The 13,451-nt window shown below is 73.1% G+C and carries 11 protein-coding genes; 5 read left to right on the top strand and 6 right to left on the bottom strand.

Features of this window, described 5'->3' with window-relative positions:
- Positions 1–121 precede the first annotated feature (121 nt).
- Positions 122–853, top strand: coding sequence for an ATP-grasp domain-containing protein (locus ACFXA3_RS17180; RefSeq protein ID WP_385187560.1), 732 nt, complete (start codon positions 122–124; stop codon positions 851–853).
- Between the two features lie 63 nt (positions 854–916).
- Here ACFXA3_RS17180 and ACFXA3_RS17175 read toward each other — a convergent pair whose 3' ends face one another.
- Positions 917–4,549 carry a S8 family serine peptidase gene (locus ACFXA3_RS17175; RefSeq protein ID WP_385187562.1) on the bottom strand — a complete coding sequence of 1,211 codons (3,633 nt, stop codon included), beginning with the start codon at positions 4,547–4,549 and terminating at the stop codon, positions 917–919.
- A 98-nt stretch (positions 4,550–4,647) separates the two neighbouring features.
- On the opposite strand from ACFXA3_RS17175, the gene ACFXA3_RS17170 reads away from it, so the two are divergent.
- From ACFXA3_RS17170 to ACFXA3_RS17160, 3 genes are all read left to right on the top strand, one after another.
- Positions 4,648–6,153: an MFS transporter gene (locus ACFXA3_RS17170; protein ID WP_385187558.1), complete on the top strand. Its 1,506-nt coding sequence runs from the start codon at positions 4,648–4,650 to the stop codon at positions 6,151–6,153.
- Between the two features lie 10 nt (positions 6,154–6,163).
- On the top strand, positions 6,164–6,790 hold the full coding sequence (locus tag ACFXA3_RS17165; protein ID WP_385187557.1) for a DUF6629 family protein: 627 nt from the start codon (positions 6,164–6,166) through the stop codon (positions 6,788–6,790).
- A 91-nt stretch (positions 6,791–6,881) separates the two neighbouring features.
- The gene (locus ACFXA3_RS17160) at positions 6,882–8,537 is read left to right on the top strand and encodes a GMC oxidoreductase (RefSeq protein ID WP_385187555.1); all 1,656 of its coding nucleotides are present in this window, start codon (positions 6,882–6,884) and stop codon (positions 8,535–8,537) included.
- A 70-nt stretch (positions 8,538–8,607) separates the two neighbouring features.
- Here ACFXA3_RS17160 and ACFXA3_RS17155 read toward each other — a convergent pair whose 3' ends face one another.
- The 5 genes from ACFXA3_RS17155 to ACFXA3_RS17135 all read right to left on the bottom strand — a co-directional run bounded on the left by ACFXA3_RS17155 (position 8,608) and on the right by ACFXA3_RS17135 (position 12,650).
- A complete protein-coding gene (locus ACFXA3_RS17155; RefSeq protein WP_385187553.1) occupies positions 8,608–9,087 on the bottom strand; it encodes a carboxymuconolactone decarboxylase family protein in 480 nt (159 codons plus the stop codon).
- A complete protein-coding gene (locus tag ACFXA3_RS17150) occupies positions 9,084–10,166 on the bottom strand; it encodes a dihydrodipicolinate reductase (RefSeq protein ID WP_385187552.1) in 1,083 nt (360 codons plus the stop codon). Before ACFXA3_RS17150 ends, ACFXA3_RS17155 begins: the two co-directional genes overlap by 4 nt.
- A 56-nt stretch (positions 10,167–10,222) precedes the next feature.
- The gene (locus ACFXA3_RS17145) at positions 10,223–10,345 is read right to left on the bottom strand and encodes a DUF6126 family protein (protein ID WP_352213363.1); all 123 of its coding nucleotides are present in this window, start codon (positions 10,343–10,345) and stop codon (positions 10,223–10,225) included.
- Positions 10,346–10,360: 15 nt separating this feature from the next.
- Positions 10,361–11,026, bottom strand: coding sequence for a helix-turn-helix domain-containing protein (locus ACFXA3_RS17140; RefSeq protein WP_385187549.1), 666 nt, complete (start codon positions 11,024–11,026; stop codon positions 10,361–10,363).
- Positions 11,027–11,108: 82 nt separating this feature from the next.
- Complete coding sequence (locus ACFXA3_RS17135; RefSeq protein ID WP_385187547.1) at positions 11,109–12,650, bottom strand: ATP-dependent DNA ligase; 1,542 nt, start codon at positions 12,648–12,650, stop codon at positions 11,109–11,111.
- A 152-nt stretch (positions 12,651–12,802) separates the two neighbouring features.
- Here ACFXA3_RS17135 and ACFXA3_RS17130 point away from each other — a divergent pair.
- Positions 12,803–13,451: alpha/beta hydrolase (locus tag ACFXA3_RS17130; protein WP_385187545.1), on the top strand; the 649-nt coding region annotated here is incomplete at its 3' end.

The following is a 13,451-nucleotide window of genomic DNA, read 5'->3' as shown; positions in this document are numbered from 1 at the left end:
CGCGGCGCCCCGAATCGGTGCGGATTGGGTCCGGGCCACCCGAATGCCCGCCGCCCCCGCCGCCCGCCCCTGCCCGGAAAACCGCGTGCCGTCCGCCGGGACGCCTGGCAGGGTCACCCGGGTGAACCTGATCTTCCCGCCCCGCATCACCGACTCCGCCGCCCGGCTCCGGGACGCCGCCCGTGCGCGCGGGCTGGGCACCGTACGGCTGGAGTCCTTCGCCGTGCCCGACGGGCTGCGCGCCGCGCACCTGCACGCCGGGCCGGGGTTCGCGGACGCCGTGGCGCCCCGGCTGGGGATCGGGCTGCTGGAGGCCCCGGCGGACTGGCTGGCGCGGCTGCCGCGGGAGTTCACCGGCCGGGAGGTGCGGCTGGTCCCGATCCGCGAGGCCTACGGGCTGCGCCGGCCGGTCTTCGTGAAGTCGCCGAACGACAAGTCGATCCCGGCCCTCGTGTACGCGGACGGCTCCCGCCTGCCCGGCCCGGACGCGGTGGATCCGGAGACCGAGGTGCTGGTCAGCGATGTCACGCGGTTCACGGCCGAGTACCGGACGTACCTCCTCGACGGCGCCGTGCACACCGCGAGCCGGTACGCCGAGGACGGCCGGCTGAGCCTCGGTCCGGTGGCGCGCGAGGCGGTGGCCTTCGCCGGGCGGCTGCCGTTCGCCACCCTCCCGTCCGCGATCGTCGTCGACGTCGGGGTGTCGGACGGCCGCTGGTCGGTGATCGAGGCCAACGCCGCGTGGGCCAGCGGCACGTACCTGTGCGATCCGCAGCGCGCCCTCGACGTGGTCCTGCGCGCCGCCGCCCCGCGGGACTCCTTCGCGGACCGCGACCGGGGATTCCTGCGCTGACATGCGGGGGACGGAGCGCCCTGCGGCGTCCCGCCCCCCGCTGTCAGCCGGTGCCCGTGCCCGTCAGCTCTTGTCGGGGCGGTCCGTCACCCGCAGGGAGTTCAGCAGCGGCTTGCCGTAGCCCCCGTGCGCGACGAAGCGGACGTTGAGCACGCCGTCCGTGACCGTGACCGTGTACGTCCGGGTCAGGGCGGTGTACGTGCCCGCCTCGAGCGCGATGTCCAGCGAGGGCAGTACCTGCGTGCCCTCGGCCATCACGTCGAAAACCCGCTTGTTCGGCTTCGTCGACGACAGCTCCGCGAAGCCGAGCTCCACGGTGTAGGTGCCGTTCGGGACGTTGTCGAAGCGGTACTCGTACATGCCCTCGCGGGCGCCCCGGAACAGCTTCTGATCGGCCGTGCCGGCGATCGTCCGCCCGGTGGAGTGCGTCGAGGAGCTGCCCTGGTAGCCGTAGGAGCCGGCCGTGTACTTGCGGTCCGGGGACCAGCCGTCCCCGAGCGCGTCCGTGGCCGCGGAGTCGGAGCCCGCGTCCAGGGCCACCTGGTAGCGCGGGACCACGACCTTGACCGGGACGGTGAGGACCGGGCTGCGGCCGCTCACCGAACTGATCCGCAGGTTCGCCGTGAGGACCGAGCCGGCGGCCAGACCCGTGGTGTCGACGGCCAGGTTCACGGTGGCCTTGCCCCCGATCACCAGGTTTCCGGCGTCGGGGGTGGCCGTCAGCCAGGCGGCGTCCTCGGCCACGGTGAACCGCGAGTCGAGGCTGCCGGTGTTGGCGAGTTCGAGGGTGCGGGTGCGCTTCTGGCCCGCCGGGAGGACGAGTTCCAGGGCGGGCTGGGACGCGGTGACGCGCGCCGTCCGCAGGGACTGGTCCACGGCGGTGACGCCGCCCTGCTCCACGGTGAAGGCGTTGGTCACCCCCGTGTACATGTCGGCCAGGACCGTGTAGGAGTTGTTGCCGGCGCGGGCCTGCAGGAGGTAGCCGCCGTCCGCCCCGGTGGTGGCCGTGACGGCTTCGGCGCCGGAGCCGACGGTCACCGTGGCCCCCGCGACGCCCTTGCCGTCGTTCGCGTCGAGGATCCGGCCCGCGACCACGCCGCTCTTGGTGGTCCTGAAGGCGATGGCCAGCCCGTCGGTGATGCCGGCCTGGTTGAAGGAGTACGCGAAGGCGTCGGTCCCGGTCGCGTTCTCCACGCCGACGGTGGCCGAGGAGCCGCCCTTGATGCCGGTGCCGCCCGTCCCCTTGTAGGTGTAGACGACGGTGCCGTCCTCGCTGATCGCCGCCGAGAAGGAGAACTTGTCGCCCTGTGCCGACCAGTGGGCCACGTCGCGCCACTCGATGACGTACGTCCGGTGCGGGGCGGTGCCGGTGACGGCGGTGAAGACGCCCGAGCCGCTGCCGGCCGCGCCGACGACCAGGTCGTCCCAGAACGGGTACAGGGCCGCGTTGGGCGTGGCCGTGCTCGGGAGGTCACCGTTGATGTCGCCGGTGTTGTTGCCGCCGAAGCTGACCGTGCCGTTGGTCCCGATCCAGGCCTGCCCGTACGTCTTGCCGTACAGCGGCAGCGGGAAGGGGAGGTCGACGCGCTCGGTGGTGTTGTCGCCGGTCAGCGCGAGCTGCCGGTCCCCGGCCGCGTACGGGCGGCCGCCCGGGGTGGAGCAGGCGTAGCCGTATCCGTCGGTGCGCTCGGGCAGCGTGAGCGCGACCGTCGTGTCGCCGGCGACGGTGGTCCGGGCGCTGCCGCCGGTGACGCAGCGGGAGGAGTGCGCTGCCCGTACCTCGTACGTGCCGTGCGGCAGGGTGACCTCGAAGCGGCCCTGCTCGTCGGCGGTCGCGGTCACCGGGGTGTCCGCGACGGTGACGGTGGCGCCCGCGGCGGGTCCGGCGGCCGAGGTGACGGTGCCGGTGAGCTTGGCGGAGGGGGCCTGGGTGAGGGTGAAGTCGCCGGTGGCGGTGGCGTTCTCGGTCACCGTCGCCGTCGCCGTCTGCCGGTCGTAGCCGAATTTGGAGACCGTCAGCGTGTAGTCGCCGACGGACAGGGAGCGGAAGGTGTAGGTGCCGTCTGCCGCGGTCGTCGTCGTACGGCCGATCGGGCCGGCGGCGGTGACCGTGGCGCCGGCGACCGGCGCGCCGGCGGAGCGGACGGTGCCGGAGACGGAGCCGATGGCGCCGCGCGGGGCGCCCGAGACGGCGGCGAACGCGTCGAGCTTGCCCTCGCCGAACACGTTGTTGTCGGCGGCGGTGCCGCCGCACTGGCCGTTGTCGGTGTCCTGGGCGGTGCCGTCCAGCAGCTGCTCGGTCTGTGCGATGTCGCCTTCGAGGGCGGGTGCGGCGGACCAGAGCAGGGCCACGGTGGCCGCGGTGTGCGGCGAGGCCATGGAAGTGCCGGAGAAGGCCTCGTACCCGCCGCCGGGGACGGAGGAGCGCACGTTCACGCCGGGGGCGGCGATGTTCGGCTTGACGATGCCGCCGGGGCCCGCGCCGCGCGAGGAGAACGACGCGATCGCGCCGTTGATGTCGAAGGCGCCGGAGCTGTAGGAGCTCGCGTAGTCGCCGGGCGATCCGCTGGTGGCGCAGCCGGGACCGGAGTTCCCGTTGGAGAAGGCGGGGAAGATGCCGGCCGCGCGCCAGGTGTCGACGATCTGCCGGTACCAGTCGTCGTGCGTGGCGCTGCCCCAGGAGTTGTTGACGACGTGCGGGGCCAGGTCGGGGCGCGGGTTGTGGCCGGCGAGGTCGGTCGGGGCGACGATCCACTGGCCGGCGGCGAGGAGGGAGGCCTCGGAGCAGGAGTTGCTCTCGCAGCCCTTGGCGGCGATCCACTTGGCCCCGGGGGCCACGCCGGTCTTGTTGGCGCCGCCGTCGTCGCCGACCATGGTGCCCATGGTGTGGGTGCCGTGGTCGTTGTTGTCGCAGGGGGCCGCGGTGGGGCAGACGCCGGCCGGATCGAACCAGTTGTAGTTGTGGTCGTACGACCCGTCCGCGTTCTTGCCGCGGTACTGGCCGTTCACGGCCGGGTGCGTGTAGTCGACGCCGCTGTCGATGTTGGCGACGACGATGCCCTCGCCGCGCACGCCGAGCTGGTCCCAGACCTGCGGGGCCTTGATGCGGTCGATGTTCCACTCGACGGCGTCGGCGGCGGCCTTCTCCCGCTTGCCCTCGGCGGGCTTGGGGAGGGTGACCTTGTCGTCGGCGTCGATCCGGGCGACCTCGGGGCGCTGCGCGAGCGTCCCGGCGAGTTTCTGGCTGCCGACGACGCGGACGGCGTTCACGATCCAGTACGAGGTGTACTCGGCCTTGGCGCCGTCCAGGGTCTTGATCACCTCGGCCTGGCTGCGCGCGGCGTGTTCCCGCTTGGTCCGCAGAACCGTTTCTGCCTTCGCCGTGCGGGTCTTCTGCCGATCCGCCGCCGTGAGGTCGGCGGTGCTGTCCAGGTAGACCCAGAAGACGGCTTTGGCGGAGTCGTCGAGCTGGGCGCGGAGCTTCGGCTCGATCTTGCGCTCGGCCGCTCCGGGCGCGGGGCCGGGGTCCGGCGCCGCCGCTGCGACCCCCGCTCCGATGGGCAGGAGCAGGGCCGTGGTGAGAGCGGCGAGCGCCGCGCGTAAGGATCGTCGCCTGTTGCGTTGGGCCACGTGTGGTCCTCCTCGGACGCCGTGTGCAGGTTGTGCGGGAAGGGCGTGCGTGACGTGCGCGGTCATGGTGAAGGAGGGGTCATGCACATTACAAGAGGGCCTAATGCGCCGTATTCTGCCGCGCCCGGGTGGCCCTTCCCGGCACGGCGGGCCAGCCTGAAGGCATGACCGATCCGGCGCAGGGGACCACGGCGGGCGTACCGGCCGGTCCCGGTGTCGCGCTCGCGTCCGCCCGGGGCCGGTGGATCGTGCTGGCCACCGTGCTCGGGTCGAGCATGGCCCTGCTCGACTCCACCGTCGTCAACGTCGCCCTGCCCACCATCGGGGAGGACCTCGGCGCCGATCTGGCCGTGCTCCAGTGGACGGTCAACGCGTACCTGGTCACCCTGGCCGGGCTGATCCTCGTCGGCGGCGCCCTCGGCGACCGGTTCGGGCGGCGGCGGATCTTCGTCCTCGGGGTGGTGTGGTTCGCCGCCGCCTCGCTGCTGTGCGGGATCGCGCCGAACGCGGGGGTCCTGGTGGCCGCGCGGGCGCTCCAGGGGATCGGCGGGGCCCTGCTGACACCGGGTTCGCTGGCGCTGATCCAGGGCTCGATCGCGGCCGGGGACCGGGCCCGGGCCGTGGGCCTGTGGTCGGGGTTCGGCGGCGTGGGCGCGGCCGTGGGGCCGTTCCTGGGGGGCTGGCTGGTGGACGGGCCCGGCTGGCGCTGGGTGTTCCTGCTGAACGTGCCGGTGGCGGCGGTGTGCGCGCCCGTCGCCCTGCGGCACGTACCCGAATCGCGCGATCCGCAGGCGCACGGGCGGTTCGACGTGCTCGGCGCCGCCCTGGGCGCCGCGGCCCTCGCCCTGCTGACGTACGCATTGATCGAGGCGCGGTCCGGGTCCCCGCTGGTGATCGCCTCGGCGGTCGGGGGCGTGCTGCTGTCCGCCGCGTTCGTGTACGTGGAGCGGCACCGGGCCGACCCGATGATGCCGCCCGACATCTTCGCCTCCCGGCAGTTCACCGCCGTCAACCTGGTGACCCTGTTCGTGTACGCGGCCTTCAGCGGGTTCTTCTTCCTCGTCGTGCTCCAGCTCCAGGTGGTCTCCGGCTACTCGGCGATGGCCGCGGGCGCCGCCCTGCTGCCGACGACCGCGCTGATGCTGCTGCTGTCGGCCCGGTCGGGGGCGCTCGGGGAGCGGATCGGGCCGCGGATCCCGCTGACGGTGGGGCCGCTGCTGTGCGCGGCGGGGATGCTGCTGATGCTGCGGGTGGGCCCGGACGCCTCGTACGTACGGGACGTGCTGCCGGCGCTCGTCGTGATGGGCATGGGCATGGTGGCCCTGGTGGCGCCGCTGACGGCGACCGTGCTGTCCTCGGTGGACCCCGGCCGGGCGGGCCTGGCCAGCGGCATCAACAACGCGGCCGCGCGGGCGGCCGGCCTGCTGGCCGTGGCGGCGCTGCCGCTGCTGGCCGGCATGGGGCCGGACGCCTACCGCTCGGCGTCCGAGTTCGACGCCGCCTTCGGGCGGGCGATGCTGTGGTGCACGGGACTGCTGCTGGTGGGCGCCGCCGTGGCCTGGGCGACCGTACGCACCCCCGTGCCCGGGGCGGGCTGCCACCCGCAGTGCCACACGTACTGCGCGACGACCTCCCCGCCGCTCGAACCCGAGCGGACGGCGGAGCCGTGACCACCGCGCCATGTGCTGGAACGCCACGGCCGATCTGACGGCCGGTGCGGTCGTCACCGCCGTCGGGGTCCTGTGCGTGGCGCGCGTACGACGGGCCCGCGACCTGCCCGTCGCCGCCCTGCCGTTGCTGCTCGGCGTCCACCAGCTGGTGGAGGCCGCCGTGTGGCGCGCGGGCGGCGGCTGCGGCCCGGCCACCACCGCCTGGGTGGTGATCGCGCTGCCGGTGCTGCCGGTGTGGGTGCCGTTCGGGGTCCTGCTCGCGGCCGCCGCGGCGGACCGGCCCGGGCTGTGGGCACCGGCGGCCGTGGGCGTCGCCACCGCCGCGGTGCTCTCGTACGCCCTCGCGACGCGGCCGGCCGTCGCCGAGATCAGGGGCCACACCCTGGGCTACGGCGTGAAGGTTCCGTGGACGCCGCTCGTCCTGGCGGGCTACTTCTTCGCCACCCTGGGCGCCCTCCTGCTGTCCGGCGACCGGCGGCTGCGCGTGCTCGGCGCGGTGCTCGCCGCCGGGGCATTGGCCTGCTCAGCGCTGTGGCGGCTGGAATTCGCCTCCACCTGGTGCGCCTTCGCGGCGGTCGCGTCCCTGCTGGTGCTGGGGTGGGTCCGGCGCCCGGGCACCGGCGCCCCTGTGACGTGACAGGCCGAAAGTTACCTAGACGTATGTAGTGACTTCCCATGCGCCCGGCAGTAGAACTCGTTCCCATTCCACCAAGAGTGAGGAACGTCACATGGGTGACAACGCCCTGCACGGAAAAGGCAGCAAGGGAATTTCACGCCGTGGATTCATAGCAAGAACAAGTTCCATTCTCGGGGCTTCGGCCCTTGCCGGTCAGATCACCCCGGCCCACGCGCGGGCCGTGGCCGCGGTGGCGGCCGGCGCCGGCCCCGTCGACGACGGCGCGCACGTGCCGGCGCTGGTGATCGGCACCGGCTACGGAGGGTCGGTGGCCGCCCTGCGGCTGGCCCAGGCCGGGGTCGACGTCCACATGATCGAAATGGGCATGGCCTGGGACACCCCGGGCCCCGACGGCAAGATCTTCTGCAATACGACCAGCCCCGACCAGCGCTCGTACTGGCTGCGGACCAAGACCAAGCAGCCCCTGAGCAACTTCCTCGGCTTCCCGATCGACAGGGACATCCCCCGCTACACCGGGATCCTGGACGCCGAGGAGATGGGCGGCATCATCGTCTACCAGGGCCGCGGCGTCGGCGGCGGCTCACTGGTCAACGGCGGTATGGCGGTCACCCCCAAGCGCTCCAACTTCGGGGCCATCCTCCCGTCGGTGGACGCCGAGGAGATGTACAGCACCTACTACCCGCGGGCCAACGCCGGGCTCGGGGTCGGTCTGGTCGACCCGGCCTGGTTCGACACGGTCGACTGCTACCAGTTCGCCCGCGTCGGCCGCAAGCACGCCCAGCGCTCCGGGTTCCCCTTCGTCTTCGTCCCCGACGTGTACGACTGGGACTACATGAAGCAGGAGGCGGCCGGGACCGTCCCCAAGTCCGCGGTGGCCGGGGAGATCCTCTACGGCAACAACCACGGCAAGAAGTCGCTGCAGAAGACCTACCTCGCCCAGGCCGCGGCGACCGGCAGGGTCACCATCTCCGCGCTGCACAAGGTCACTTCCGTCTCCCCCGCGGCCGGCGGCGGCTACACCGTCGTCATCGACCAGATCAACACCACGGGCGACACGACCGCCACGAAGACCGTCGTCGCCGACAAGGTGTTCTTCGCGGCCGGCAGCGTCGGCACCAGCAAACTGCTCGTGAGGCTCAAGGCCACCGGCAGGCTCCCCGCCCTGAACGGCGAGATCGGCAAGGGCTGGGGCGACAACGGCAACGTCATGTGCGGCCGGGCCAACCACCTGTGGGACCCGACCGGCAAGGTCCAGGCGTCCATCCCGTGCGGCGGCATCGACAACTGGGACGCGGGCGGGGCCTTCGCCGAGGTGGCGCCGCTGCCGACCGGGATCGAGACGTACGCCTCGTTCTACCTGTCGATCACCAAGAACCCGAACCGCGCCGAGTTCACGTACGACGCGGCGTCCGCAACCGTCGAGCTGAACTGGCAGACGGCGTGGAAGCAGCCGTCCATCGACATGGCCAAGAGCATCTTCGACAAGATCAATTCCAAGGAGGGGACGATCTACCGGACGGACCTGTTCGGCACGAACAAGATCTGGGGCGACCACCTCACCTACCACCCGCTGGGCGGTGCGGTCCTGAACAAGGCCACCGACAACTACGGCCGCCTGCACGGCTACACGGGCCTGTACGTGATCGACGGCGCGCTGATCCCCGGCAACACCAGCGTCAACCCGTTCGTCACCATCACGGCGCTCGCCGAGCGCAACATCGAGAAGATCATCGCCACCGACCTGTAGGCGATCCGTACGCACCCGGGGCCGTCGGACGCACCGACCGGCCCCGGACCCGTTGCCGCTCCCGGCCCCCTCAGGGGCCCGGCAGTACGCACACGCTGTCGAGCCCGAGCACGTGGTTGAGCCGGCCGAAGGCCAGCCAGGACCCGATGCTCATCGTGAGCTCCACGATCTCCAGCTGGCTGTAGTGCGCGGTCATCCGCTCCCAGAACTCCTCGTCGAGGTTGTGGTGGTCGAGCGTGTAGCGCTCCGCGTACTCCGCGGCGAGCCGGGTCCGTACGTCGAACCGGTCCGTGGTGCGCCACTCGGTGACGGCGTCGGAGAACTCCTCCTCGACCTTCTCCCCGTCGCGCTCGGTCCGCCAGTCGAGGCAGAACACGCACCCGTTGATCTGCGCGACGCGCAGCCGGGCGGCCTCGAACTCGCGCAGCCCCAGGGTGGTGTGGGCGTACACCGACAGGGAGAAGTTCGCGGCGGCCATCCCGATCCCGGGGACCATGTCGCCCCACACGTACTCGATCGGGTGCTGGCCTTCGGGTATGTCGATCCTCATGGCTTCTTCCTTCCGAGCTTGCCGGTGGCGGGACGCAGGGGGACGTCGAGGGCGTCGTAGAGGCCCGGTTCGGCCTCCACCAGCCAGTCGATGGCGCCGACCAGGCGGCCGACGGCGGTGGCGTTCCCGCCGGCCGAGCGGTTGTCGCCCTCGTCGGTGGCCTCGACGGTGACCTCGATGTGCGGGCGGCCCTCGATGATCACCCGGTGGGCGCCGTCGCCGCCGTCGGGGGGCGACGGCCAGTCGGGGGCGCAGGAGGCGTGGATGCGCGTGACGTGCTCGATGACGATGCGGGGTTCGCCCTCGACGATGCCCTGCACCTCGAAGCGGATGGCGCCCTGCGTACCGGCCTCGAACTCGCCCATCGAGCGGGTGGTCACGGTGGCGTCGAGGGCACGGCGGTCCACGCTCTCGCGGATCTCGTCGAGTTCGACGCCCAGCGCCCGGGCCATCATGCGGATCTGCCCGCCCCACACCATGGTCGGGACGGAGGGCATGAGCATCATCGGCTCGAAGTCCATCGGCCGGCCCATGCCGACGAGGAAGCGGACGGAGTGCGGCTGGTCGTAGGTGGAGTAGTCGAATATCTCCTGGCAGCGGATGGCGTCGATGGTGGTGCCGAGTCCGCTGAGCAGGAGCGGGAGTACGTCGTTGCCCCAGCCGGGGTCGACGCCGGAGGCGAACAGGGAGCCGCCGCCCTCCGCGATGGCGGCCGTCACCGGATCGCGGAACTCGGGCGGGGCGCTGCGGTGGTCGTACAGCGGGTAGAGGGCGGGGCTGACGACGACCGCGCCGGCCCGGACGGCCCGGGTGATGTCGGCGAGGGCGTCGTCGGGGCGGGTGTCGCCGGAGGCCGCGTAGACGACGGCCTGCGGGCCTGCGGCGAGGACCGCCTCGACGTCGTCGGTGGCCACGACCCCGGTGTCGTGGTCGAGTTCACCGAGCCGGCCCGCGTCGCGGCCGATTTTGGCGGGATCGTGGACGATGACGGCGGCCAGTTTCAGCGCCGGATGGGCCTCTACGGCACGGATGGCCAAACGGCCGACGTTGCCGGTACCCCAGACAACCGTGGAAATCATGCGCGGAGGGTAGCGACAGGACCTGCACGTTTCCAGAGCCGCGGGACCGGCGTTCGTTACTGGTTCTGGCCGCCCAGGACGAACAGGAGGTAGACGAAGAAGGCGAAGAGGTGGCCGACGAACAAGTAGGCGATCAGCCGGATCAGCAGGCCGCGCGGGAACTTGGACTGAAGCTTCATGGTGGGGCTCCTGGGCTAGGGGTGTGCGGGCGCGCCGGCGGCACCGCCGCCGCCGAGGCACAGTCCGGCGAGGCTGCTCTGCAGCAGGGTGTGGACGAACAGCAGGTCGGCTCCGCCGGCGGTGGCGGCGCCGATCCGGTGCGGGGTGAGCGAGTCGAAGTGCGCGCTGTCGCCGGGTTCCAGCAGGTACTCGGCCTCGGCCAGGTGCAGCCGCAGCCGGCCCTTGAGGACGTACAGCCATTCCTCGCCGGGGTGGGCGCGGACCAGCTCGCCCTGGCTCCGGCCGTGCGGCACGTGCACGCGCAGCGCCTGCATGCCGCGGCCGGAGCCGCCGGCCTGCCAGTACGTCCACCCGTCGGCCTCGCGGGCACCCGGACCGCCGGCCCGTACGATGGGATCGGCGACGGCGGGGGTCTCGCCGAGCAGTTCCGAGACCGTCGTACCGTAGGTGCGGGCGAGTCCGAGCAGCAGCGGCAGCGAGGGCTGGCGCCGCCCGGTCTCCAGCCGGGACAGGTGCGCCGGCGAGAGCCTGGCCCGCGCGGCGGCGGCCTCCAGGGTGAGCCCGGCGCGTCGCCGCAGCTCACGCAGCTGTGGCGCCACGGAGGGCAGCTCGTCGGCGCCGGCGTCGGGGCCGACCGCTTCGTCGGGGCCTTCGGGGCCGGGGGCGGGACCGGATGTCATGCTCCGATTGAGCCAGAATCCTGCCTCCGTGGCAATTTCCCTTGCCTCTGAGGCAAAAGCGCGCCGCGGCCGGGTCCTGTCCCTAGTCGGTCCGGTGTGCGGCGAGCACCGTTTCCACCGTGTCCGCCTCGTCCGCGCTCTTGTCGGGGCGGTACCGCAGGACGCGCGCGAAGCGCAGGGCGACGCCGGCCGGGTAGCGGGGGGAGCGCTGCAGGCCGTCGTACGCGATCTCCACGACGAGTTCGGGCCGTACCCGCACGGTGAAGCCGTCGTCCTCCACCGCCAGCTCCCGCAGCCGTTCGCTCTGCCAGCGCAGCACGTCGTCGGTGAGCCCCTTGAAGGTCTTGCCGAGCATGGCGTACGAGCCGTCGGCGGCCCGCGCCCCCAGGTGCAGGTTCGACAGCAGTCCGGTGCGCCGGCCGTGGCCCCGTTCCACGGCGAGCACCACCAGGTCGAGGGTGTGCACCGGTTTCACCTTGAGCCAGTGTCTGCCGCGCCGCCCGGCCGCGTAGGCGGAGTCCAGCGATTTGACCATCACGCCCTCGTGGCCGCGCCGCAGGGTCTCGGCCCAGAACTCCTCGGCCTCGGCCGCGGCCTCCTGGCCCGACGGGTCCTCGACGACGAGCCGGCGGACCCGCCAATCCTCGGGCACGAGGGCGGCGAGCGCCGCGTACCGCTCGCGCACCGGCAGGTCGAGGAGCACCTCGTCCCCCGCCGCCAGGACGTCGAAGAAGTACGGGACGACGGGCAGCATCCTGCGGGCGGTCTCGACGTCGGTCCGGGATCCGACGCGGCTCGCGACCTCCTGGAACGGCACCGGCCGGCCGTCCGGCGCCTGCCCGATCACCTCGCCGTCGAGGATGAACCGCTCCCCCGGCAGCGTCCGCGCCCGCTGCGCCACCTCCGGCAGCCGGTCGGTGATCTCGTCCAGGGACCGCGTGTACACCCGTACGTCGTCCCCGTCGCGGTGCACCTGCACCCGGATCCCGTCGAGTTTCTCCTCCACGGCGCAGGGCCCGAGCGCGGCCAGGGCCTCGGCCACGGACTTCGCGGTGTTCGCCAGCATCGGCTGCACGGGCCGCCCGACGCGCAGGGTGACCCCGCGCAGCGCCGCCGCACCGTCGGCCAGTACCGCGGCGGCCACCCGGGCCAGTGAGCCGTCGAGCATCGCGGCCCGGCGCAGCGCGGCGGCGGGCACCCCGGCGGCCGCGGCGGCCCCGTCCAGGGCGACCGCGTCGAGGGCGCCCTGACGGACCTCCCCGGAGAGCAGGCTGCGCAGGAACCGCTGCTCCGGCGCGGTGGCCGCACCGAGCAGGGAGTCGAGGATCCGGTGCCGTTCGGCCTGGGCGCCCGTGCCCCGGGCGGCGGCGAACTCCGTCACCGCCGCGTCGACCGCGGTGACGGTCAGGGCGGGCGCGGCGGCGGGTTCGACCTCGCGGGCGAGCGCGCGCCGGCCGATGCCCGGCCGGCCCTGCGGCAGGCGCCCGGAGAGGTAGGAGATGACCAGTGCGGCCTCCTGCGGCGGTGCGGCGGCGAACAGCTCCGCGAGCAGGGCGGTCTTGTGCGAGCGGGCGGAGGTCCCGGCGACCTCCCGGGACACGCGCGCGACCTCGGCGAGCAGCATGCCGTCATCCTCCCGCCGCCCGGCGTACGGCGCAGGTCGGGCCCGTGTACCGCGGGTGCGGTATGCCGGGCCGGCCGGGTACTCCCTGCGGAGGTGGACGGTTCCGCCCGGGGGCGCTCAGGGCGCGGGCGCCCGGCGTCTAGGGTTTCGGTATGAAGCTCCCACTGCCGAAGCCCCGGCTGCCCCGGCGGCGCCGGACCCGCCTGCTCGCGGGGGCCGCCGCGCTCGCCGTCGTCGCGGGGGCCGGGACGTGGACCGCCGCCGCGTCCGGCGGGGCCCCCGCCGTGCACCGCCTGGACCGTGTCGTGGAGATGCCCGGCGCCGGCATCGACACCTCGTACTTCACGGCGGGCGGCGCGGGCAGGCGCCCCGCCGTGCTCCTCGCGCACGGTTTCGGCGGCAGCAAGGACGACGTCCGCGCCCAGGCCGAGCGGCTGGCCCGCGACGGGTACGCCGTGCTGACCTGGTCGGCGCGCGGCTTCGGGCGTTCGGGCGGGCAGATCGGGCTGAACGACCCCGAGTACGAGGTCAAGGACGTGTCGCGGCTCGTCGACTGGCTCGCGCAACGGCCCGAAGTGCGGCTCGACCAGGACGGCGACCCGCGCGTCGGCGTCGCGGGCGCCTCGTACGGCGGGGCGGTCTCGCTGCTCGCCGCCGGGTACGACCCGCGGATCGACGCGATCGCCCCGCAGATCACGTACTGGAACCTCGCGGACTCGCTCTTCCCGCAGGGGGTGTTCAAGAAGCTGTGGGCGGGACTGTTCTTCACGACCGGATCGGCCGACGGGATGCAGCCGGGGC

The sequence above is a fragment of the Streptomyces sp. NPDC059456 genome, assembly GCF_042750055.1.
Classification (GTDB): Bacteria; Actinomycetota; Actinomycetes; order Streptomycetales; family Streptomycetaceae; genus Streptomyces.
This window is presented reverse-complemented; position numbering and strand designations above follow the sequence as displayed.

Excerpts from the sequence above, each read along its gene's own strand:
- ACFXA3_RS17160 (WP_385187555.1), top strand. The coding sequence starts at position 6,882 with ATGGGTGACAACGCCCTGCACGGAAAAGGCAGCAAGGGAATTTCACGC.
- ACFXA3_RS17135 (WP_385187547.1), bottom strand. The coding sequence starts at position 12,650 with ATGCTGCTCGCCGAGGTCGCGCGCGTGTCCCGGGAGGTCGCCGGGACC.
- ACFXA3_RS17170 (WP_385187558.1), top strand. The coding sequence starts at position 4,648 with ATGACCGATCCGGCGCAGGGGACCACGGCGGGCGTACCGGCCGGTCCC.
- ACFXA3_RS17145 (WP_352213363.1), bottom strand. The coding sequence starts at position 10,345 with ATGAAGCTTCAGTCCAAGTTCCCGCGCGGCCTGCTGATCCGGCTGATC.
- ACFXA3_RS17150 (WP_385187552.1), bottom strand. The coding sequence starts at position 10,166 with ATGATTTCCACGGTTGTCTGGGGTACCGGCAACGTCGGCCGTTTGGCC.
- ACFXA3_RS17155 (WP_385187553.1), bottom strand. The coding sequence starts at position 9,087 with ATGAGGATCGACATACCCGAAGGCCAGCACCCGATCGAGTACGTGTGG.
- ACFXA3_RS17140 (WP_385187549.1), bottom strand. The coding sequence starts at position 11,026 with ATGACATCCGGTCCCGCCCCCGGCCCCGAAGGCCCCGACGAAGCGGTC.
- ACFXA3_RS17175 (WP_385187562.1), bottom strand. The coding sequence starts at position 4,549 with ATGACCGCGCACGTCACGCACGCCCTTCCCGCACAACCTGCACACGGC.
- ACFXA3_RS17165 (WP_385187557.1), top strand. The coding sequence starts at position 6,164 with ATGTGCTGGAACGCCACGGCCGATCTGACGGCCGGTGCGGTCGTCACC.